Source organism: Yersinia massiliensis CCUG 53443, from assembly GCF_000312485.1.
Classification (GTDB): Bacteria; Pseudomonadota; Gammaproteobacteria; order Enterobacterales; family Enterobacteriaceae; genus Yersinia; species Yersinia massiliensis.
In genome coordinates this window covers 1,718,102-1,739,721 of sequence record NZ_HE997643.1, presented here as the reverse complement: position 1 = coordinate 1,739,721, position 21,620 = coordinate 1,718,102, and the positions used below count along the sequence as shown (strand labels likewise).

Genomic DNA, 21,620 nt, shown 5'->3' with positions numbered 1-21,620 from the left:
GGCAGTACTTTTGCTTGGGTGCTTGGTCTTTGGGATGACGTCGTTACACGGCTTTTTTGCCGCTTTATTCCCTGAACTCGATAGACCGATTTATGTACAAGACACATTTTGGTCACTGGTCGTTGCCCACATCTTGTTAGTGCTTATCTCAAGCATAATTGCCGTGTTAATCGGTGTCAGCGCGGGTATTGCAGTGACACGACCCGCAGGGAAAGAGTTTCGTTCTGTTGTCGAAACCGTTGTCGCGATGGGGCAGACTTTTCCCCCTGTTGCTGTTCTCGCCATTGCCGTTCCCGTGATGGGGTTTAGCGAGAAACCCGCCATTATTGCTTTAGTACTCTATGGTTTATTGCCTATCTTGCAGGGAACCATCACGGGTATTGAGTCTGTTTCCAGAGATATCCGAGAAGTCGCGCAAGGGGTCGGCATGAGTGCTCGGCAAATTTTGTGGCGAGTCGAATTACCACTGGCTGCACCTGTTATTGTGGCGGGCATCCGAACGTCGGTCATTATCAATATTGGAACAGCCGCAATCGCCTCAACGGTTGGAACGAAAACCTTGGGGTCTCCTATCATTATCGGTTTGAGTGGCTTTAATACCGCCTACGTTATTCAGGGTGCGGTTGTTGTGGCATTGCTAGCGATTATTACGGATATGATCCTTTCGCGTTTGAGCCGTCGATTATCACGTTGGCGAGAATTACAAATGCTCTCTGTAATAACGCGTAACTGACAGCCTTATTTTTATCACTCAGATAATTTTTTTCATTCAGATAAGTAGAGAGTGCCAATGTTGATCTCGCTTCCTATGTATGGTGTCCAACCACAGGACGTGCTGCCTTTTGGGCAACAGTTGCTGTACCAATTGCGCCGTGATGGTGTCGCGAAAACGGATGAACAATTAGTCTGGCCTTCAGATTTACTGCAACACTGGCGTGACCCTAAATTGCTTTTGAGCCAGACGTGTGGCTTCCCGCTGGTAACATTATTGCAGCAACATGTGCAGCTAGTGGGTGTATTTAGCTATCAATCACCTTATTGCTCAGGCGCCTATTATCGAAGTTTAGTTGTGGTGCGAGACGATGAAGCTGGGCAGGAATTGGCTGATTTTCGCCATCGGCGAGTGGCCTATAACAGCATAGATTCGCAGTCTGGTTACAATGCACTGCGGGCATTAATTACGCCGCTGGCTATCAATGGGCACTTTTTTTCCCAAAGTTTTGCTTCTGGGAGCCATAGCCAATCAATTGAAATGATTCGGCGACATCAAGCCGATATCGCTGCGATAGACTGTGTTAGCTTTGCGCTATTACAACGAGAGAACCCCTCAGCCGTAACGGGTTTAAAGATAATAGCGCAAACGCAGGCCGTGCCAGGGTTACCTCTCATTACCTCATTGTTGACATCTGAAGAGCAACTTATCCGATTACGGCAGGCTATTCGCGCCACAGTTGAGGCACCAGAGGCTAGGTCAGCCAAGGATAGGTTATTGATCAATTCATTTAGCGAAATACCGTGGTCAGCTTATGACGCTATTCGGCAGATGCAAGCAACTGCTTTTACATCAGGGGTAATAACACTTTAGAGTACATATTAACATTGCACTTATAATTCTATTGGATAATTATTTTTCATTTTAATTACTATCAATATTTTTAATTTATTAATTAATGTTATTGGATTAAATAAAAATACCTCAATAAAAAATAGAATTATTTATATCTTTACGTTGCTTTATTTATAGCTTATATCAGCTACCTTTATAGGTGCGGGAAATACTCATCATTATTTTTTATTCTTTTATAGACGTTTGTAAGGATTACCTATGTCTACAGATGATCAAAAAGTGGGCCTTATTCCTGTCACCTTAATGGTTGCAGGAAATATAATGGGCTCAGGTGTATTTTTGTTACCGGCAAATTTAGCCTCAACGGGGGGGATTGCAATATGGGGGTGGCTGGTCACCATTATAGGCGCATTAGCACTATCAATGGTTTATGCCAAGATGTCATCTCTAGATGATAGCCCTGGGGGATCTTATGCTTATGCACGGCGTGCGTTTGGTCCATTTTTAGGTTATCAAACTAACGTTCTTTACTGGCTAGCATGTTGGATTGGCAATATTGCGATGGTTGTTATTGGCGTGGGGTACCTCAGCTATTTCTTCCCAATATTGAAAGAGCCTATGGTATTAACGATTACCTGTATTGTTATTCTATGGATATTTGTTGGGCTTAATATTATCGGGCCTAAAATGATTACTCGCGTGCAGGCGGTCGCCACGTCACTGGCACTAATACCGATTGTAGGCGTTGCTTTATTTGGTTGGTTTTGGTTCAAAGGCGAAACCTATATGGCAGCATGGAATGTCAGCGGTTTGGGGTCGTTAGGGGCGATTCAAAGTACCTTAAACGTGACATTGTGGTCGTTTATCGGGGTAGAAACGGCTTCGGTGGCTGCTGGTGTCGTGAAAAATCCAAAGCGTAACGTGCCAATTGCCACTATTGGTGGCGTGTTGATTGCTGCCGTGTCCTACGTCCTTTCGAGCACCGTCATCATGGGTATGATCCCCAATGCGCAGTTGCGTGTTTCAGCATCGCCTTTTGGTGATGCTGCTCGCCTGGCTTTGGGCGACACTGCGGGGGCAATTGTTTCACTCTGCGCGGCGTTAGGGTGTTTAGGGTCGCTGGGTGGTTGGACATTAGTGGCAGGTCAAACCGCTAAAGCCGCTGCTGATGATAAATTGTTCCCGCCGATTTTCGGTAAGGTCAATAAGGCAGGGACACCTGTTGCTGGATTATTGATCATCGGCGTCCTGATGACAATTTTCCAAATTTGCAGTATTTCACCGAATGCCGCCAAAGAGTTTGGCCTTGTATCATCTGTTTCGGTTATTTTCACGTTGGTTCCCTATCTTTATACCTGCGCCGCTTTGCTGCTGGTTGGTCATGGTCATTTAGGAACACAATCAAGAACATATCTCTGCATTACACTGATCGCTTTTATCTATTGTATTTGGGCTGTGGTCGGTTCAGGAGCCGAACAGGTGATGTGGTCATTCGTTACTCTAATGATTATCACGGCTCTCTATACCTTCAATTATAACCGTACTCATAAAAACCCATTCCCGCTCGATTCATCTGCTAAAAATGCTCAGTAATTTCGGAACGGACCGATTACCAGTAGGTGATAAGTCATAGCGAATAAGGACAAAGACGATGATTGATTTAAGTAGTCACAGAAAGCGTAATATTTTGGTCGTCGACAGTAATATTTGTGATTTTAATACTGCCAATGGTCGCGCGGTTAATGAACTCATTATTGCATTAGATGATATCAATTTTAATGTCATTGCTGCCTCATCATTTGAAGACGGTAGGGCCACGGTGGCCTCTGATGCTTCACTGTGCTGTATTTTTGTCGATTGGACGGCTGGAGGAAATGATGATGAATCCCACAGTCAAGCATTTGCTCTGCTGCAAGATATTCGTCGCCGCAATAAATCTATCCCAGTGTTATTGATGGCAGAGCATTCCTGCATTGATAGCTTGAATTTAGATACCATGAAGCTGGTCAATGAGTTTGTGTGGATGCATGAAGATACGTCGGAGTTTATTGCTGCTCGAGCGAAAGCACTCATAAACAAATATTACCAACAGCTATTACCTCCCTTCACCAAAGCCCTATTGCAGTATACGGAAGACAACCCTGAATACTCGTGGGCAGCACCGGGGCATCAGGGGGGCGTAGCATTTAGCAAAAGTGCCGTGGGGCGAGAGTTTTTGGATTTCTTTGGCGAAAATTTATTTCGCTCAGATACCGGCATTGAGCGTGCGGCATTGGGATCGTTACTTGATCACAGTGGGCCAATAAAAGAGTCAGAGTCTTACGTGGCGCAAATTTTTGGCGCACACATCAGTTACTCAATGCTAAATGGGACTTCGGGTTCAAATCGCGCCATTATGACGGCGGTAGTGGGTGATAGACAGATTGCGCTGTGTGATCGAAATTGTCATAAATCCATCGAGCAGGGCTTGGTATTAACCGGTGCATTGCCGGTATTCTTTATCCCAACACGCAACCGCTACGGGATAATCGGTCCTATTCCCAAAGCACAATTTCAACCTGCCGCCATTACCAAGAAAATCACTCAAAATCCGTTAAGTGGGATGGCTTCGGGTCAAAAGCCTGTCTATGCGGTGATCACCAATTGTACCTATGACGGCATGTGTTACAACGCGAAGCAGGCTGAGGAACTGCTGGCGAAAAGTGTCGATCAAATCCATTTTGATGAGGCATGGTATGCCTATGCGCGCTTCAATCCTCTTTACCGCGATCGCTTTGCTATGCGTGGGTCGGCGGCTGACCATAGCCCGAAAGGGCCGACTGTCTTTGCCTCGCAATCGACACATAAATTGCTCGCAGCATTATCTCAGGCTTCCTATATCCATGTGAGGAATGGCAAGAAACCGATTGAACACTCACGCTTTAATGAGTCCTATATGCTGCAATCCACTACCTCGCCACTCTATGCCATTATCGCTGCCAATGAAGTCGGTGCGGCGATGATGGAGGGCGAACAAGGTGAGATGCTCACACAAGAGGTCATTGAAGAGGCGGTTGATTTCCGTTTAGCACTGGCGCGTGCACATGATGTTTTTGCTAAACAAGGTGAGTGGTTCTTTAAGCCTTGGAATCCGCCGGAAATCACTGAAAGTAAGAGCGGTAAAAAAATTCCTTTTGCGCAAGCGTCTAGAGAACAGCTTGCTACCGATCCAAGCTGTTGGGTGCTCAAACCGGGTGAGTTGTGGCATGGTTTTGATCAACTGGAGGATGACTGGTGCATGTTGGACCCTATCAAAGCCGGCATTATGGTCCCGGGAATGGGAGATGATGGCTCTTTAATGGATAAGGGGATTCCTGCCGCTATTGTGACTGAATTCCTCGGACAGAGAGGGATAGTTCCTTCACGAACGACTGATTTTATGGTGTTGTGCCTATTTTCAGTCGGGGTGACTAAAGGGAAGTGGGGGACGTTAATCAACGTGTTATTGGAGTTCAAGCAGCATTATGACAGCAATACACCCCTGTCAATTTGTCTGCCTAATCTCGCAAAAAATTATCCGCAACAATACGGACACTTGGGTCTGAAAACATTGTGTGACAGCATGTTTTCTTACATGAAAGTCAGTGAAATGGATAAGTTACAGGCGACAGCATTTAGTCAGTTACCCTCGCCAGAAACCTTGCCTCGACACGCTTTTCAAGCCCAAATGGCGGGGCGCTGTGAACTGCTGCCTCTGGATAAATTAGCAGGGCGTATTTCTGCTGTTGGGGTGATTCCCTACCCACCGGGTATTCCGATTGTGATGCCGGGAGAGAGCTTTGGCCGTGATGATGAGCCGTGGTTGTGTTATATCCGCAGCTTAGCTGATTGGGGACAGCACTTCCCAGGATTCGAAAAAATTCTGGAAGGTTCGGAACAGAAAGACGGGCAATACTATATATGGGTACTGAAGGAATAGATTTGGGTACTGAAAAAGTAGATTTGAATACTGAAGAAGTTGTCGCAGCGACCGTTTTACCATTAATCACACGGAGTAGACATTACTCCGTGTGATGGAATGGAGGTCTAAGGAGACTCGTGGCCATTGTTGGATAAGCCTTCAGGGCCAACATCAGGCACTGGGGAGGATTCTACGTTTTCAGTTTCCTGCGGGGTGGTTGAACGAGTGTAGATGTTCAGCCCAGCCAGAAAAACGCCACCTAATGAACTCAGAGCCATGACTGCAATCAGGATAATGAGTGCTTTTCTCAGCATAATTATTTTCACTTTTTATCTAACCAGCGGGAATTATAGCCTGTTCACTCAATGAAACAACTGTGTTGCATTCTTGATGCGAAAAGATTAACGCGGCTTAAACAGAAATTTCCCCAGCGTCACTAAGACGACGGCAGAGACAATCACGGCCAATGCACACCATTCGGTCACCGACAAGCTTTCGCCAGCAAAACCAATGCCTAGCAACACTGCAACGACGGGGTTCACATAGGCATAACTGGTGGCGACCGCTGGGCGAACATTTTTCAACAAAAACATATAAGCGCTGATTGCCAGCATCGAACCGAAAACAATCAAGTAAAGTAACGCGAGAATGCCACCCGTCGAGGGCATTTGTTCTAACTCTTCGCCACTAAAGGTACTGGCCAATAACAGTACAACCCCAGCAACTAACATCTGCGCTGCGCCTGACATGGCACCCGTTGGCAATGCTAGGCGTGAACTCCAAACGGAGCCAAAGGCCCAACTGGCGGAAGCGAGTAATATCAGCACGGCTCCCATAGGGTTACCCAATAAATTGCTACCTGTATTCAGTAATATGATGCCGACCAAACCGAGGGCAATCCCTGCCCATTCTAGTTTTGTATTGCGCATCCCCCACAACATGCTAAAGCAGAGTGTGAATAGTGGTACGGTGGCGACCATGACAGCAGCAATACCCGATGGGACATGCTGGTGCTCGGCGATGGTGACAAGCCCATTACCGATTGCCAATAATAAAATGCCAATTGCACTGGCTCCCATCCATTGGCGCAAAGTCGGCAGGGCATGGCCTCGGATGGCAAGGAAACTGAACAGCAGGACCCCTGCAATCAGATAGCGTAAGCCTGCCATCATCAACGGCGGCCAACTCTCCACACCGATACGAATGACCAGATAAGTTGAACCCCAAACGAAATATAAGGTGAACAGTGAACCGATCAGCAACCACAAATTACGGCTATTTTGCTTTAACATAGTTCTTCAACAAAGAAAGGGCGGTAAAACACAGAGGCATCAGTAAACATGAGAATAGCGATGGTTAGCAAAGGTTTTTATCATTTTTTTTTGTTTTAGTTTTTCGTCTAAATTTTGCACTAAAACAGAGGGTTATTCTTAAATATAAGCACCTAAAGGTACATGACCAGTGACATAATCTGTACTACATATGAAGCAAAAAAACACTTTAGGCATGATGTATCAAGCGCTGTCCAAGCTGGGTCCAGCAGGCAGATTTTTCATTCACGGATGGAAAACAAGAAGCGAAACGAAAAGGTGCGGTTGTTGAGGCATTACGTGATACGACGTTATTGGCGGTGACGGCTGCTCAATAGCTCGCCTATCGTGCTCTACGGTGAGTGCTTTTGGGTTATGTATCATAAAAAAAGCCGGGAAATATCCCGGCATAATGAAAGATAACTCATTAAATTCACAGATCACATTGAAGCATTTAAACAGTAAGACAATGAGGATAATACCGATATAACGTGATTAGAACTGATAAACCAAACCGACAGCAATAACGTTGTCTGTATTCAATTTCAGTTTGTTATCATCATTCAGTTGGTTGATTTTATAATCAACGTAAGTGGACATGTTCTTATTGAAGTAATAAGAAGCGCCGATATCAACATATTTAACTAAATCTGCATCACCGATACCTTCGATATCTTTGCCTTTAGATTGAATATAGGCCAATGAAGGTTTTAAGCCGAAATCGAACAGGTATTGTGCAACGATTTCTACGTTCTGTGTTTTATTAGCAAAACCACTGACGCTGGTTGATACGTTATTAATTACCGCAGTACCAGAAATCGGCGTCATATTACGGGTTTCAGCATACATTGCGGCCAGATAAACACCGTTATCATCATATTTCAGGCCAGTGGTCCAAGCGTCAGCTTTATCACCTTTACCGAAGTTACCGTTCTTTTGCGCGGTGGTACGGTTAGATGAAGCAAAGGCAGCGCCTACGCTCACACCTGCGCCAATCTCGTAACTGGAAGACATGCCGAAGCCGTCGCCATTTTGTTTGGTCATGTCAGCACGGCCGTTGTTGCTATCCGCCTCGCTGCCATTTTTACCTTGATATTGCAGGGAGAACTTCAGGCCATCAACCAAACCGAAGAAGTCGGTGTTGCGATACGTTGCCACGCCTGTTGTACGGCCAGTCATAAAGTTATCAGTTCGGGTGTAGCTGTCGTTACCGAACTCAGGCAGCATATCGGTCCAAGCGGCGACGTCATATAACACGCCGTAGTTACGACCATAGTCAATAGAGCCTAAATTACCGTAACGTAAACCAGCAAATGCTAAACGTGTTTTATTATCTTTTGTTTCTTGGCTTTCAGCGTAGTTAGCTGCAATGTTATATTCCCACTGGCCGTAACCGGTCAGTTGGTCAGTAATTTTTGTGGCACCTTTAAATCCAAAACGGACGTAAGATTTATCACCATCACTTTTATTATTGTCTGAGAAGTAATGCAGTGCTTTTACTTTTCCGTATAAATCAAGTTTGTTACCATCTTTATTATAAATTTCTGCTGCATGTGAAGTGGTGGCAACTAATAAAGCCGGTACTAGGATTGCCAGAATATTACGTTTCATATTTTGCCCTGTTTCTCTTATTTGAAAAAACGCGAATGGTAGAATTTTTTGCTGTATTCAATATCTGTCTGAATTCGTCCAGCGCAGAATTTTTACCGCATCTGTGTGATAGATTTATGACAAATCATAAATAACGGCAACATTCCGTAAATTTCATCTTACTGTCATTTGCGCAAGCAGCAGATTTCAGCTACAACGCTGCAAAATTCAACGGCGAACAAGCCGCCTTTCAGGCTGACGTAAGCCTTGTGGTATGGGACAATAGGGCAACATTCAGTTTAGATAAGATATGCATGGCGTTATCCCCAGCAGTAAAAGAACAAATAAGTCAGTGGTATAAGGCGCTTTCGCAGCAGATCCCCGATTTTATTTCTCGCGCACCACAGCGCCAGATGATAGCCGAAGTGGCAAAAACACTGGCGGGAGATGCTGGCCGCCATTTAGCCATTGAGGCGCCGACGGGCGTTGGCAAAACGTTGTCCTATCTGATTCCCGGTATTGCGGTTGGGCGAGCCGAAAGTAAGCCGTTGGTGGTCAGTACCGCGAACGTGGCATTACAGGACCAGATTTACAGCAAAGATCTGCCACTGCTAAAGAAGATTATTCCCGACCTTAAGTTCACCGGAGCCTTTGGGCGCGGGCGGTATGTCTGTCCGCGTAATTTGGCTGCGATGTGCACGGATGTTTCTGGGCAGGGTGACCTATCGTTGTTTCTCGGTGATGAACTTGCACCCGCTAATGGCGAAGAGCAAGCAACCTGCTTGGCACTCACTAAGTCATTGAACAGCCATGTTTGGGATGGGTTACGCGACCATCATCAGTTATCACTTAGTGATAGCTTGTGGGCAAAACTGAGTACCGATAAGGCCAACTGCCTCGGGCGTAATTGTCACTATTTTCGTGAATGCCCATTTTTTATTGCCCGTAAAGAGATTGAAAGTGCTGATGTTGTGGTCGCAAACCACGCTTTAGTGATGGCGGCATTGGAAACGGAATCTGTGTTGCCCAATCCCAAAGAGCTCTTGTTGGTGTTGGATGAAGGCCACCACTTGCCTGATGTGGCACGCGATGCTCTTGAAATCGAAGGTGAGATCACCGCTGTTTTCGCCAATATGCAGTTGGATATGATTGTACGGTTGGTGGATCAATGCATGGTGCAGTATCGGCCGAAGAATCCTCCCAGCTTATCGAATCCGGAGCGCTTGAAAGATCATTGCGAGCAACTACGCGAACTGATGTTGAGTGTGGAGCAGCAAGTGAGTCAACTGTTGCCTGCTGAAGGCAACCCCGCAGTGTACCGTTTCGAAATGGGTGAACTGCCCGATAGTTTGACGGAAGACTGCGCCAAGTTATTCAAGTTAACCGATGCGTTACGGGGCTTGGCTGAGTTTGTCCTCAATGATTTGAGTGAACAAACGGGTAAGCACGACATTGTCCGATTACACCGCGCGATTATCCAAATGAGTCGGACGCTGGGCTATCTTGAGGCGATGAGCAAACTGTGGCGTTTGGCCGCGATGGCTAAAGCGTCGAACGCCCCGATTTCAAAGTGGGTCACCCGCGAATATCGCGAGAATCAAACGCATCTCTATTTTCACTGTGTGGGCATCCGCGTCAGTGATCAGCTTGATAAAATGCTTTGGCGTAAAGTCCCCCATGTGATTGTGACTTCAGCGACGTTACGTTCACTGAACAGTTTTGGTCGCCTACAGGAACTCAGTGGTTTGAGCGAAAAGGGCGGCGACCGATTTGAAGCGCTATCGTCGCCATTCAATCATATTGATCAAGGGAAACTGGTCATCCCCAAAATGCGTTTTGAGCCAACCATGGCCAATGAAGCTGAGCATCTAACTGAGATGGCGTATTTCTTCCGCGCGCAGCAAGCCAGCGGGCGGCATAAGGGAATGCTGATTCTGTTCAGCAGCCACAGAGCGATGCAAACCTTCCTTAGCCATGTCACCGATTTACGGTTGATGCTGTTGGTGCAGGGGGATCAACCACGATATCGGCTGGTCGAAGAGCACCGAAAACGGGTGAAAAGTGGCACGGCTAGCGTATTGATTGGCCTGCAATCCTTCGCTGAAGGGTTGGATTTAAAAGGTGAATTACTGACTCAAGTCCATATTCACAAAATATCATTCCCACCGATTGATAGCCCAGTGATTCTTACGGAAGGCGAATGGTTAAAATCATTGAAACGCTACCCATTCGAAGTGCAAAGCTTGCCGAGCGCCTCGTTTAACTTGATCCAGCAAGTTGGACGGTTGATCCGAAGCCATAAATGCCATGGTGAAATTGTTATCTATGACCGACGATTAATAACCAAGGGTTATGGTTCGAGATTGTTGGCCGCATTGCCCATTTTCCCGATTGAGCAGCCGGATATGCCGGAGGGGGAAATACCCTCTACATCATTGAATTTAAAAGTAGTTAAGACCGTGGTGAAGAAAGGGCGTAAAAAGCGGGGGTAACATTAGGCAATGTTAATTTAGGTATCTATTCGGTCCAATAATTGCTCTGGTAAACCATTTAAGCTGAAATATATCCGAATATGATTAATTGTGACTAAAATTTAATCAGCCGCTGGGGAGCTGACCCTAACAAGTCGAGCCTGATCGTACCGTCGGTGTAAATTGCTGGTGATGAGTGAGTGAAGACGCTAGCGATTATCAACCTATTTATCGGGTAGGGGTGAGGCAGAATGAAACAGCTAATGGCAGAGTTTATTGGCACTTTCTGGTTGGTACTCGGCGGTTGTGGCAGTGCAGTATTAGCCGCTATGTTCCCTGTGGCGGGGATTGGCTTTCTTGGCGTGGCATTGGCATTTGGCCTGACGGTGGTCACGATGGCTTATGCATTAGGGCATATCTCCGGCGCACATTTTAATCCGGCGATATCGCTGGGTTTATGGGTCGGTGGCCGCTTTTCAGGGGCGCAACTTGTGCCCTATATTGTGGCGCAGGTGCTGGGTGGCTTGGTGGGGGCGGCCATTTTGTACATGATTGCTAGCGGTAAAGCGGGCTTTGATGTGAGTGCTGGATTCGCCACTAATGGTTTCGGTGTTCGTTCGCCAGGCGGCTATAGCTTACAAGCCGTATTGGTGGCTGAGGTCGTGTTAACCATGGGGTTTGTGATGGTGGTGATGGGGGCAACAGATAGCCGTTCTCATGCTGCGGCAGCACCTCTGGCCATCGGTTTATGTCTCACGCTGATTCATTTAATCAGTATCCCAGTGGATAATACCTCGGTAAATCCTGCACGGAGTACCGGTGTGGCTATTTTTTCCGGAGGTATTGCATTGCAACAATTGTGGGTGTTCTGGCTGGCGCCTTTGGTGGGTGGGGCTTTAGGTGGAGCAATCTACCGCGTGCTGTTTAGTCCACCAGAAGAGACAAAATAACGACCATCATCGACAGGCTGCAACGAGGTTGTATCTCAGCAGCCTGTTTCATGGCCCGTTCACGCCCAAGCGCCTATTCTGGCTTCGAATCGCTATTAATGATGATGACTGACTTCGTATTATCTAACCTTGATAACCATATTCTATTGTCCAAAGTATTCCTCTGTTAACTGCATTCTCCTCTTAGCCCCTCCCTAGGTGACAACATTTCATCTAACGCAACAATTTCGGGTATATCAATTACTATCAGTGATAAAGTTTCAGCAATATTTAGCCTGATGATAACCAACACGATGACAGGGGAAGCGGCGCACCATGGATTACAGCAAGATTATTAAAGAGATTGGGCGCGGTAAGAACCATGCCCGTGATTTGGATCAGCCGACGGCGTATGAGTTGTACAAGGCGATGCTGGCTGAGCAAGTACCGGCGCTCGAGTTAGGGGGCATCTTAATCGCCTTTCGCATCAAAGGTGAGTCTGAGCAGGAGATTTTAGGCTTCTATCAGGCGATGCAAGAGCAAGTGATGCCACTGCGCGCGCCTGCTGGCCGCTCATTACCGGTGGTGATCCCCAGTTATAACGGCGCGCGTAAACAGGCTAATCTCACGCCATTACTGGCATTGTTACTCTCACGGATGGGTCTGCCGGTCGTGGTACACGGTGTGACGCAAGACAGCAGCCGAGTGACCAGCGCTGAGATTTTCCAGCAGCTCAATATCCCATGGTCACTCACCGCCGACGAGGCGCAACAAAGACTGGATAACGGATTACCGGTGTTTATTCCCGTGTCCGCACTTTCCGCGCCATTGGATAATCAATTACAGTTGCGTTGGCGTATGGGGGTCAGAAATAGCAGCCATACATTGGCAAAACTGGCCACTCCCTTTACTCAAGATAAAGCGCTGCGACTTGCCAGTGTTTCTCACCCAGAATATATGCAAAAAGTCGGGGGATTCTTCCAAGCGATTAATGCGCCAGCACTGTTGCAGCAAGGTACTGAAGGGGAGGTTTATGCTAACCCATTGCGCTGTCCACCGATTCATTACATCAATGCTGGCGAGCAGCAAATTTTACATGATCGCCAGCCAGAGCCAGCAGCGCCGGAACTGCCTACTTCGAAAGAAGCCACAATAACGGCAGGTTGGATTGAGCGTTGCTTGGCAGGTGAAATCCCTATTCCTGATGCCATCGAAAAACAGCTCGCCTGTTGTTTAGTCGCCGTTGGGCGTGCTGATTCCATCGAACAGGCGCTAGAGCAGATTAGGGCTACAACAAATTAAGGCTACGACAAATTAAGGCTACGACAGAGTAAAGCTGCTACAACAGATTAACGCTACAGCAGACCCAAATAGTGTCACTTTTGTCGTTACTTATTGATTGGTCTCATGGTGCTAGGTTGAAGAGAATCCGTTGATTTTCTTCATTTCATCTTGCGGAGAAGGAATGTTATGCAACAGGCTTTGAGTTACTTTACCGAGCTGAATCGGGATTATCTGGCCGTCCATCAGACCAAAGAAGATCTTTTCTGGCAGAACTATATGGGGCTGGGCGGTGACGATATTGCGCAGCAATTTTCAGCGGCGCAAACGGCTTATAAGCGTTTTACTTCGCAAAGTCGCCGGTTAAAAGAACTCCGTGATCTGGTGGCCGGTCTTGAAAGTCAGCCTGTGACCGCAGAGCGTGATGCATTGCTGCATGGGTTACAGGGGTGGTATCGCTTTTTTGAATGCAATGCCATTGAAGATCCCAAGGCGCAAGCCTTGCTTGATGAGATTATTGCCGCTGAGTCGTCACTGTATCAGCAACGCATGGCTTTTACGTTGACCCATTTAGATGCAACAGGTGAGCGTGTTCCCGCCTCATTGGGGGAGTTGTTGACGAACCAAGGCACCAATGAAAACGAGAAGTACCGCCATAGCTCGCAGCTTGCTTTGCGTGAACTGGAGCAATGGTTGCTGCATAACGGCTTGCCAGAGTTGATTAATTTACGTAACCGATTTGCACGCCAAATGGGCTATCGCAATTATTTTGACTACAAAGTCAATCAAACCGAACGTATGACGCCAGAACAGCTTTTCGCGATTTTGGACCGCTTTGAAGCGCAAACCAGAGAGGCGAATCAGCGCAGTTTGCAGCAACTCGCCGCGCAAAAAGGTTCAGCAGCGCTGGAGCCTTGGAATATCCGTTTTGCCAGCGCGGGGGATGTTACCCGCCAACTCGATCCTTATTTCCCCTTTGCGGAATCACTCGATCGCTGGGTCAATAGCTTTAAGCGGTTGCATATCGACTTTCGTGGCGCGCAGATGAATCTCGACCTGCTGGTTCGGCAGGGCAAGTATGAGAATGGTTTTATGCATGGACCCGTGCCACCCTTTGTTGATCAAGGAAAATGGCGGCCCGCTCGGATCAACTTTACCAGTTTGGCAAAACCGGATCAGGTCGGCAGTGGTGCGTCGGGGCTAAACACCTTATTCCATGAAGGCGGGCATGCAGCTCACTTCTCCAATATCGTGCAAAATGCGCCCTGTTTCTCGCAAGAATTCCCGCCGACATCGATGGCGTATGCTGAAACTCAATCCATGTTTTGCGATAGCCTGCTAGATGATGCCGATTGGCTCAAGCGCTACGCGAAAAATAGCAAAGGTGAATCCCTGCCCGATACGCTGATTCAAGAGAGCATTCAGGCGCGTCAACCAATGCGGGCTTTTAATGAGCGACATATCTTGCTAGTGCCCTATTTTGAGTGGCAACTTTACCAGTGGGATGATGCACAGCGCACGCCACAGGCCATTACTCAATTGGCCAGAGACATCGAGTTGAAGATCCTCGGTATCACGGGGAGCCCGCGGCCAACATTGGCTATTCCTCACTTGTTATCGATGGAGTCAGCGTGCTCATACCAAGGCTATTTACTGGCGCTGATGGCCGTCGAGCAAACTCGAGCATTCTTCCTGCAACGAGATGGTTATCTCACGGATAATCCGGCTATCGGACCGGATCTTGCTGAACATTATTGGCGGCCTGGCAACAGTGTTAGCCATGATGAAACACTACGTAGCCTGACAGGCGAAGGGTTCAACCCCGATTATTTGGCTGCGGTCTGCAACCAAACGGTGGCAGAAGCGTGGCATGATGCGCAGAAAACGATGGTAGAAGCTGCCGCGCGAGAGCAACCGGCGGCTGATTTTGATTTAAACGTTAGCATACGGGTCGTGGATGGTGACCAGCTCTTGGCTGATAATCAGCAAGGGGATGAGGCAATGTGCCGTGCTTTTGCCCGAGCAATAAATGCGCTTTTACATTAGCGTTAACATTAGTGTTTGATGATCAAAACAAAGCCCATCAGTTTGGCTGATGGGCTTTGTCGGGAAGAATAAATCGCTTTATAACCTAGCAATGAGGTGCTGATTAGTTATAAATAACCGCAGAACCGTGCATCAAGTTATTACCTGTTACTGAAGTAATGGTGAAAGACTTAGCGCCAGCCGCATCTGCTTTCTCTGCTAGTTTCGCTTTCAGGCTACTCAGGTCAGTGGCACCACTGACGGTGATAACGCCAGCTTGTTCTAATTTAGCCGCATCTTGGCTGCTTACATATTCAGCGGCGAAGCTACCAAAAGATAAAGTAGACAGGGCGATAACTGCAACGAAATTTTTGATGCTTTTCATGATGTATTCCTATTCGGTTTTAAGGTTGAAAGGGCGTTCCCTTTCGATAGAAGCTATGTTACGCCCTTGTTGAATTTTTAAAACCGGATAACATTGAGTAATACATTCAAAATATTTGAATTAATCCCGGCGAGGATTGACATGAGCGGGCCTGAATAAATCAAAGCTTAAATCATCTGAGATTTGGTAATAAGTGCTAGGACCACCACCGCGCAAAATGGGCTGTGCGGCGGTTGTTTGATAAATCCCCTCAGCATTGATGAGGTCGCGATGAATATGGACGGCGATAACTTCCCCAAGTACCAGCCAGTTATCAATCAATGCCCCATCAGCATTTTTTAGCTGGATACATTGCGTCAGTTTACATTCAAAATTAACCGGGCTTTCGGCCACATAATCGACATTAACTCGCCGCCCTCGCTTAGGCGTCAATCCGGCAAACTGAAATTCATCTTGGTCCGCAGGTAGAGAGGCTGAGCTGTTATTCATCGCAGCGGCCAATTCATGGGTCGCCAGATTCCATGCAAACTCACCCGTTTCGGCGATATTAGCGACACTATCCTTCCAACCACTGCTAGAAAAACCAATAATCGGTGGCCGATCGCTGAAGCAGTTAAAGAAGCTATAAGGTGCAAGGTTACGTTGGCCGCTACTGCTGACGGAGGAGATCCAACCGATAGGGCGTGGGCTGATAATAGATTTCAGCGGATCATGCGCCAAGCCATGACCGGTTGCAGGTTCATAGTAATAATCGTTTTCAGTATGCATATATTCCTACGCTGCATAAAAGTGACATAAGGACAGAATGTCATTATTCAACTGGCATCATTGCCATAAATAAATTGGGTGACGAATTAGCGGGCTAAAAAATGAACTGCTCATGAGCCATCTCGTACTTGGCTGACCTGTTTAACATGAATTTATGCTATCTTACGCGCCAGAAAATGCCTATCAGAGAGTCTGTACGATGGAAAACAAAAAAATATTTCCCAAAGAAAAAAGCGGATTGCATCCCCGAAACCGTCATCGCTCGCGTTATGATTTTGATGCGCTTTCAGTGAGTTGCCCAGAATTAATCCCTTTTTTGGCACCAAATGCCTATGGTGATATTTCTGTCGACTTTGCTGACCCCTCGGCGGTAAAAATGCTGAATCGGGCATTACTGAAACATTTCTACGGCATTGAATATTGGGATATTCCCGCTGATTTTCTCTGCCCACCGATCCCCGGTCGTGCTGATTATATTCATCATTTGGCCGATTTATTGGCCAGTTGCAATGATGGGGTTATCCCAGAAGGGAAAAGTATTGCGTTACTGGATATTGGTGTCGGCGCGAATTGTATTTATCCAATCATTGGTCAGCGTGAATACGGCTGGCGTTTCACCGGTACTGACATTGACCCGCAAGCCTTGAGCGCGGCAAAAATGGTGGTATCCATGAACCCGACGCTGAGAAATACCCTGCGGTTAAAGCAGCAAAAAGATCCACAGGCTATTTTCGACGGGATTTTGGCAGTGAATGAGCGTTACGATGCCACGCTGTGTAACCCGCCGTTCCACGGCTCGGCAGAAGAAGCGGCAGCAACCACACGCCGTAAACTGCACAAGTTAGGGAAAGGTGAAGTTGCCACTAAACCGGTGCAAAATTTTGGCGGAAAAAATAGTGAGCTGTGGTGTGAAGGGGGCGAAGAAGGGTTTGTCAGCCGCATGGTGGCCGAAAGCGCAACCAAAGCAAAAAGTTGTTTTTGGTTTACCTCATTAGTTTCTAAGAAAACGACATTACCGGCTATCTACCATGCATTGCGTTACGCCAAGGCTGTAGAGGTACGTACCATCGACATGGCGCAAGGCCAGAAAGTCAGCCGGTTTGTGGCATGGACTTTCTTGACGCCGGAAGAGCAAGCGCGTTGGAAAGCGGAACGCTGGTCATCGACCCCTCAGGATTTGAAGCCGTAAGGAATGACCTTCCCGTTATCTTCTCGCTTCTTACTTCGCAGTATTTAAGCTATTCAACTGTTAAATACTGCGATAAACCTATTTCCCTCGGTTTTCATTAGACATTACCGAGCAACCTGCAAATCTCATTTCTATAGTCTAAGCTGATTAAGATAATTCTTAGCTTGGCAATATAGCCAGCAATGAAAAGTATTATTTTGATTTTTTGTCGTGTTTAGAACTCATCAGTTCAATGACCTCATCGTCCAGGGTGAAGAATAAAATCTCAAGAGAAGCCTAATCGATTCTCTGGGTTTTACCGTGCATGCACGTTGAAAGGCACATGATTCATTTGCTGCTCAATCATTCACCAGAAGGACTCAACTTATGTTGTTCAACTTCAGCTCATCTCATGCGTCTCCACGGGCAGAGCTAGCATCGATTGATAATGCTGTTCCAATGATAATCTTTAAGCCAGATGGCACGGTGAAACACGCTAATACACTCTTTTTACAGGCAATGGGTTATCAACAAAATGAGGTGATCGGCAAGCATCATAAATTATTTTGTGATCCACAATATGTACTCAGTGACGCTTATCGCCGCCATTGGAAATTGCTCAATGAGGGGCGTCCCATCACCGATAATATTAAGCGGATACGTAAAGACGGCAGCATTATTTGGTTGCAGGGGACGTATACACCGGTATTAGATAGCCAAGGGCGCGTCGTCGAAATAATTAAAATTGCCCATGACGTAACTGAACGAATACTGCAATCTCAAGAGCACCAAAGTTTATTGGAGGCGCTTAACCGTTCGATGGGGATGATTACGTTCTCCCCACAAGGGATTATTTTAGAGGCAAACGATAATCTGCTGCGTGTTATTGGTTATTCACTCTCAGATATTCAGCATAAATCCCATCAGATGTTATGTACGCCTGAATTTGCCCACTCGGATGATTATTATCAGCATTGGCAACGTCTGGCGCGCGGTGAATTTATTATTGGGCGCTTTGAACGTGTAAACAGTCGCGGCCAACGTGTCTGGCTGGAGGCCAGTTATAACCCGATTATGGATAATGAAGGGCAGGTGTTTAAAGTGGTGAAAATTGCTCAGGACATTACACAACTGATGTTGCAACAAGAGCATGAAGAAAACCTGATCCGTAATGTACACCACCTCTCACTCTCGACGGACCGTTCTGCCTCGCAAGGCGCTGAGATTGTTCAGCAAGCCGTTCGTGGCATGCAAGAAGTCGAGTCAATAGCGCGTGAAACGTCAGATGTGGTCAGCGATTTAGGTCGATGCTCGCAAGAGATCGGTACGATTGTCGAAGCTATCCGTAAAATCTCTTCACAAACGAATCTACTGGCCATCAATGCCTCGATTGAAGCGGCTCATGCGGGTGAGCATGGAAAGGGCTTTTCTGTCGTCGCCAGCGAGGTGCGCTTGCTGGCAGAGCATTCACGTAAGGCGGCGACCGAGATAGAGCAGATGACGAAGACCATTCAGCACGGCGTAATGGCGGCTATCAAAGGGATGGGAACCTGTGTTGAGCAAGCGGGTGGCGGGGTGACACTGACACAAGATGCGGGTGAGGTGATCAATCAGGTCAACATTGGTATGCAGGATGTGGTGAAACTGATGACAGCCTTTGCTCAGGTTAAAAATCAGCAAACACCTCTGTAAGCTATTCTGCATAAAAAACGGGCGGGGATCTAAGATACCCGCCCGTTTTGTTTTAGGCTAACGTTAAACCGCGTATTAGGAAACGTGTTGCAAGAATTCCCGTAAACGTTCACTTGGCGGGTTAGTGATTAAACTATCTGGCTCACCATCTTGCGCCACTCGGCCTTTATCGATAAAGATCAGGCGCGATGCCACTTTTTGGGCAAAGCCCACTTCGTGGGTGACGATAACCATGGTCATGCCTTCTTCGGCCAGATCTTTCATTACGGTCAATACTTCATGGCGTAATTCAGGGTCCAGCGCAGAGGTTGGCTCATCAAACAGCATTAGTTTTGGTTTAACGGCCAGCGCGCGGGCGATCGCCACACGTTGCTGTTGACCACCGGATAATTCTGCTGGGAAATGATGAGCGCGATCGGCTAGGCCAACTTTGGTCAATAACTCCATCGCGAGCTTATTGGCAGCATCTTTAGACGCCCCACGAACGCGGATAGGGCCAAAAGCCACGTTTTCCAGCGCAGTAAGATGTGGGAACAGATAAAATTGCTGGAACACCATTCCCGCTTCTTGGCGAATGAGACGTTCGTCAACTTTAGGGTCATTCACATCCAGACCATCGACGATTAATTGCCCACTGGTAATGACTTCCAGCTTATTGATACAACGCAGCAGAGTCGATTTACCTGAGCCGGAAGGACCAATAATCACCACCACTTCTCCCTTGGTGATGTTCAGATTGATGTCATGGAGCACCTGGGTTTTGCCAAAGTGTTTGGAGACGTTTTTAAATTCAATCATATTATTTTCAGCTTTCTTTCTAACCGGCGCAGAACAAAGCTCAGAGCCAAGGTGATTATCAGGTAGATCACCGCGACCGCACTCCATATTTCCATGGCGCGGAAGTTACCGGCGATAATTTCCTGACCCTGACGAGTCAGTTCTGCCACACCAATCACGATAAACAGTGAGGTATCTTTGATACTGACAATCCACTGGTTACCTAATGGTGGCAGCATGCGGCGCAAGGCGAGCGGGGCAATCACATAACGTAAGGTGTCACGTTTGGATAACCCCAGCGCCAGACCGGCTTCACGGAACCCGTTGTGGATTGACAGCACGGCACCGCGGGTGATTTCCGCGATATAAGCGCCTGAGTTAATGATGATCGTCACAACGGCGGCTGAGAAAGGATCGATGCGCACAGGCATCATCATCGGCAAGGCGAAGTAGATAAACATCACCTGTACCACAATCGGCGTACCACGGATCAGCTCAATAAAGACTAATGCGATATTCCGGCTTAACCAACCACCATAGGCACGGGCAAAACCGGCTATAACCCCAATTATCAGGCCGCCAAGCAACCCTAGGACCGAAATCCATAGGGTTAACTTGGCGCCTTCAAGCAGGATTGGGATGGCGGGCCAAATAGCGCTCCATTCAAACTGCATGGATATTCTCCTGGTCTAAAAACGGCAAAAATGAATTACTTAGGTTCTACGCCGAACCATTTTTTATAAATTGCAGCGTAAGTGCCGTCTTCTTTCAGAGATTTCAGAGCTACGTTAACTTTGTCACGCAGTTCGCTGCCTTGTGGGAAAGCAACACCGTACTGTTGTGCTTTGATAGAATCACCCACTGCTTTGAACTGGCCATTACCGGCAGTTTTGATGAAGTACAGGATGTTTGGCGTATCATGCAAAACAGCATCAGCACGGCCAGTGCCTAACTCCAAATAGGCGTTATCGATATTCGGGAATTGACGCAGGTCTTTGGTTTTGATGTTGGCTTTAGCGTAATCGACAGAGCCAGTACCGCTTTTAACGGCGACCACTTTGTCTTTCAGGTCAGCTTCGCTTTTGATGTCGTTGTTGTCTGCTTTCACCATGACCAACAGGCCACTGTTGTAATAGCCGTCAGAGAAATCGACCGCTTTTTTACGTTCATCGGTGATAGTGATACCCGCCAGTGCCAGATCAACGTTTTTGGTTTGCAACGCAGGAATGATGCCACTGAAATCCATCGGTTTCAGGGTATATTTCAGATCTAGTTTTTTCGCGATGGCATCCCATAAATCGATATCAAAACCTACGTATTTATCCCCTTGTTTGAATTCAAATGGGACGAAAGCGGTGTCTGTAGCAACAATCAATTCTTTTTCTGCGGCGTGGGAGCTAACGGCAAAGGCCAGCGCAAGTGCGGCCAATGAAACTTTGACAAGTGACTTCATAAGTGGGAGTTCCTTTGTGCTTTTGTGGACGTACCTTTTGCATCGACGCTGCAGTTAAACTGCAACACCAATTACTTGGGGCAAAGAGATCCATTTTTATATTTCAGGGAGCAATATGAAAAGATCGTGCCAGAAATGCAAGTTATTTAAAAATATGGCTTTTACCCTAAGTACTTAGCCTGAAACTAATTAGTTAGCGTTGATTGCACCATGCTGGCCCACCAAAATGGTGCGATAATCTCATTATGGTGCAATGGGCTATAT

Annotated in this window: 18 protein-coding genes; 10 read left to right on the top strand and 8 right to left on the bottom strand. The window is 47.0% G+C overall.

Features of this window, described 5'->3' with window-relative positions; genetic code table 11:
• The first annotated feature begins 34 nt into the window (after nucleotides 1–34).
• The 4 genes from BN68_RS07875 (at nucleotide 35) to BN68_RS07860 (ending at nucleotide 5,525) form a co-directional block, all read left to right on the top strand.
• Nucleotides 35–733 carry an ABC transporter permease gene (locus tag BN68_RS07875; protein ID WP_081578797.1) on the top strand — a complete coding sequence of 233 codons (699 nt, stop codon included), beginning with the start codon at nucleotides 35–37 and terminating at the stop codon, nucleotides 731–733.
• A 57-nt stretch (nucleotides 734–790) separates the two neighbouring features.
• Nucleotides 791–1,585: a phosphate/phosphite/phosphonate ABC transporter substrate-binding protein gene (locus BN68_RS07870; RefSeq protein ID WP_019210620.1), complete on the top strand. Its 795-nt coding sequence runs from the start codon at nucleotides 791–793 to the stop codon at nucleotides 1,583–1,585.
• Between the two features lie 240 nt (nucleotides 1,586–1,825).
• A complete protein-coding gene (gene adiC, locus BN68_RS07865) occupies nucleotides 1,826–3,160 on the top strand; it encodes an arginine/agmatine antiporter (RefSeq protein WP_019210619.1) in 1,335 nt (444 codons plus the stop codon).
• A gap of 58 nt (nucleotides 3,161–3,218) precedes the next feature.
• A complete protein-coding gene (locus tag BN68_RS07860) occupies nucleotides 3,219–5,525 on the top strand; it encodes an Orn/Lys/Arg family decarboxylase (protein WP_019210618.1) in 2,307 nt (768 codons plus the stop codon).
• Nucleotides 5,526–5,632: 107 nt separating this feature from the next.
• On the opposite strand, the gene BN68_RS07855 is transcribed toward BN68_RS07860, so the two are convergent.
• From BN68_RS07855 to ompF2, 3 genes are all read right to left on the bottom strand, one after another.
• Nucleotides 5,633–5,821 (bottom strand): hypothetical protein, encoded by a 189-nt coding sequence (locus tag BN68_RS07855; protein ID WP_019210617.1) that lies wholly within the window; start codon nucleotides 5,819–5,821, stop codon nucleotides 5,633–5,635.
• Nucleotides 5,822–5,908: 87 nt separating this feature from the next.
• On the bottom strand, nucleotides 5,909–6,799 hold the full coding sequence (yedA, locus tag BN68_RS07850; protein ID WP_019210616.1) for a drug/metabolite exporter YedA: 891 nt from the start codon (nucleotides 6,797–6,799) through the stop codon (nucleotides 5,909–5,911).
• Nucleotides 6,800–7,312: 513 nt separating this feature from the next.
• Nucleotides 7,313–8,428, bottom strand: coding sequence for a porin OmpF2 (gene ompF2, locus BN68_RS07845; RefSeq protein ID WP_019210615.1), 1,116 nt, complete (start codon nucleotides 8,426–8,428; stop codon nucleotides 7,313–7,315).
• Between the two features lie 293 nt (nucleotides 8,429–8,721).
• Here ompF2 and dinG point away from each other — a divergent pair, with 293 nt between their 5' ends.
• The 4 genes from dinG (at nucleotide 8,722) to BN68_RS07825 (ending at nucleotide 15,134) form a co-directional block, all read left to right on the top strand.
• Nucleotides 8,722–10,899, top strand: coding sequence for an ATP-dependent DNA helicase DinG (gene dinG, locus BN68_RS07840; protein ID WP_019210614.1), 2,178 nt, complete (start codon nucleotides 8,722–8,724; stop codon nucleotides 10,897–10,899).
• A gap of 230 nt (nucleotides 10,900–11,129) precedes the next feature.
• A complete protein-coding gene (gene aqpZ, locus BN68_RS07835; protein ID WP_019210613.1) occupies nucleotides 11,130–11,828 on the top strand; it encodes an aquaporin Z in 699 nt (232 codons plus the stop codon).
• Between the two features lie 315 nt (nucleotides 11,829–12,143).
• Complete coding sequence (gene ybiB / locus BN68_RS07830; RefSeq protein ID WP_019210612.1) at nucleotides 12,144–13,109, top strand: DNA-binding protein YbiB; 966 nt, start codon at nucleotides 12,144–12,146, stop codon at nucleotides 13,107–13,109.
• Between the two features lie 168 nt (nucleotides 13,110–13,277).
• On the top strand, nucleotides 13,278–15,134 hold the full coding sequence (locus BN68_RS07825) for a M3 family metallopeptidase (RefSeq protein ID WP_019210611.1): 1,857 nt from the start codon (nucleotides 13,278–13,280) through the stop codon (nucleotides 15,132–15,134).
• Nucleotides 15,135–15,237: 103 nt separating this feature from the next.
• Here the strand turns inward: BN68_RS07825 and bhsA are convergent, their stop codons facing one another.
• Entirely contained in the window at nucleotides 15,238–15,498 is a 261-nt protein-coding gene (gene bhsA / locus BN68_RS07820; RefSeq protein ID WP_019210610.1) for a multiple stress resistance protein BhsA, read from the bottom strand.
• A gap of 120 nt (nucleotides 15,499–15,618) precedes the next feature.
• Nucleotides 15,619–16,266 carry a flavin reductase family protein gene (locus BN68_RS07815; protein WP_019210609.1) on the bottom strand — a complete coding sequence of 216 codons (648 nt, stop codon included), beginning with the start codon at nucleotides 16,264–16,266 and terminating at the stop codon, nucleotides 15,619–15,621.
• A gap of 199 nt (nucleotides 16,267–16,465) precedes the next feature.
• Here BN68_RS07815 and rlmF point away from each other — a divergent pair, with 199 nt between their 5' ends.
• Together rlmF and BN68_RS07805 are read left to right on the top strand one after the other, a co-directional pair.
• Entirely contained in the window at nucleotides 16,466–17,455 is a 990-nt protein-coding gene (rlmF, locus tag BN68_RS07810; RefSeq protein WP_186375660.1) for a 23S rRNA (adenine(1618)-N(6))-methyltransferase RlmF, read from the top strand.
• Nucleotides 17,456–17,821: 366 nt separating this feature from the next.
• Complete coding sequence (locus BN68_RS07805; protein WP_019210607.1) at nucleotides 17,822–19,126, top strand: methyl-accepting chemotaxis protein; 1,305 nt, start codon at nucleotides 17,822–17,824, stop codon at nucleotides 19,124–19,126.
• Between the two features lie 75 nt (nucleotides 19,127–19,201).
• Here the strand turns inward: BN68_RS07805 and glnQ are convergent, their stop codons facing one another.
• Genes glnQ through glnH form a run of 3 tightly spaced genes read right to left on the bottom strand, consistent with a single transcriptional unit; the run spans nucleotide 19,202 to nucleotide 21,356 of the window.
• Nucleotides 19,202–19,924, bottom strand: coding sequence for a glutamine ABC transporter ATP-binding protein GlnQ (glnQ, locus tag BN68_RS07800; protein WP_019210606.1), 723 nt, complete (start codon nucleotides 19,922–19,924; stop codon nucleotides 19,202–19,204).
• The gene (gene glnP / locus BN68_RS07795) at nucleotides 19,921–20,577 is read right to left on the bottom strand and encodes a glutamine ABC transporter permease GlnP (protein WP_004709093.1); all 657 of its coding nucleotides are present in this window, start codon (nucleotides 20,575–20,577) and stop codon (nucleotides 19,921–19,923) included. The genes glnQ and glnP overlap by 4 nt, the downstream gene beginning before the upstream one ends.
• Nucleotides 20,578–20,612: 35 nt before the next feature.
• The gene (gene glnH, locus BN68_RS07790) at nucleotides 20,613–21,356 is read right to left on the bottom strand and encodes a glutamine ABC transporter substrate-binding protein GlnH (RefSeq protein WP_019210605.1); all 744 of its coding nucleotides are present in this window, start codon (nucleotides 21,354–21,356) and stop codon (nucleotides 20,613–20,615) included.
• Between the last annotated feature and the right edge of the window lie 264 nt (nucleotides 21,357–21,620).

Excerpts from the sequence above, each read along its gene's own strand:
- BN68_RS07875 (WP_081578797.1), top strand. The coding sequence starts at position 35 with ATGACGTCGTTACACGGCTTTTTTGCCGCTTTATTCCCTGAACTCGAT.
- BN68_RS07870 (WP_019210620.1), top strand. The coding sequence starts at position 791 with ATGTTGATCTCGCTTCCTATGTATGGTGTCCAACCACAGGACGTGCTG.
- adiC (WP_019210619.1), top strand. The coding sequence starts at position 1,826 with ATGTCTACAGATGATCAAAAAGTGGGCCTTATTCCTGTCACCTTAATG.
- BN68_RS07860 (WP_019210618.1), top strand. The coding sequence starts at position 3,219 with ATGATTGATTTAAGTAGTCACAGAAAGCGTAATATTTTGGTCGTCGAC.
- BN68_RS07855 (WP_019210617.1), bottom strand. The coding sequence starts at position 5,821 with ATGCTGAGAAAAGCACTCATTATCCTGATTGCAGTCATGGCTCTGAGT.
- yedA (WP_019210616.1), bottom strand. The coding sequence starts at position 6,799 with ATGTTAAAGCAAAATAGCCGTAATTTGTGGTTGCTGATCGGTTCACTG.
- ompF2 (WP_019210615.1), bottom strand. The coding sequence starts at position 8,428 with ATGAAACGTAATATTCTGGCAATCCTAGTACCGGCTTTATTAGTTGCC.
- dinG (WP_019210614.1), top strand. The coding sequence starts at position 8,722 with ATGGCGTTATCCCCAGCAGTAAAAGAACAAATAAGTCAGTGGTATAAG.
- aqpZ (WP_019210613.1), top strand. The coding sequence starts at position 11,130 with ATGAAACAGCTAATGGCAGAGTTTATTGGCACTTTCTGGTTGGTACTC.
- ybiB (WP_019210612.1), top strand. The coding sequence starts at position 12,144 with ATGGATTACAGCAAGATTATTAAAGAGATTGGGCGCGGTAAGAACCAT.
- BN68_RS07825 (WP_019210611.1), top strand. The coding sequence starts at position 13,278 with ATGCAACAGGCTTTGAGTTACTTTACCGAGCTGAATCGGGATTATCTG.
- bhsA (WP_019210610.1), bottom strand. The coding sequence starts at position 15,498 with ATGAAAAGCATCAAAAATTTCGTTGCAGTTATCGCCCTGTCTACTTTA.
- BN68_RS07815 (WP_019210609.1), bottom strand. The coding sequence starts at position 16,266 with ATGCATACTGAAAACGATTATTACTATGAACCTGCAACCGGTCATGGC.
- rlmF (WP_186375660.1), top strand. The coding sequence starts at position 16,466 with ATGGAAAACAAAAAAATATTTCCCAAAGAAAAAAGCGGATTGCATCCC.
- BN68_RS07805 (WP_019210607.1), top strand. The coding sequence starts at position 17,822 with ATGTTGTTCAACTTCAGCTCATCTCATGCGTCTCCACGGGCAGAGCTA.
- glnQ (WP_019210606.1), bottom strand. The coding sequence starts at position 19,924 with ATGATTGAATTTAAAAACGTCTCCAAACACTTTGGCAAAACCCAGGTG.
- glnP (WP_004709093.1), bottom strand. The coding sequence starts at position 20,577 with ATGCAGTTTGAATGGAGCGCTATTTGGCCCGCCATCCCAATCCTGCTT.
- glnH (WP_019210605.1), bottom strand. The coding sequence starts at position 21,356 with ATGAAGTCACTTGTCAAAGTTTCATTGGCCGCACTTGCGCTGGCCTTT.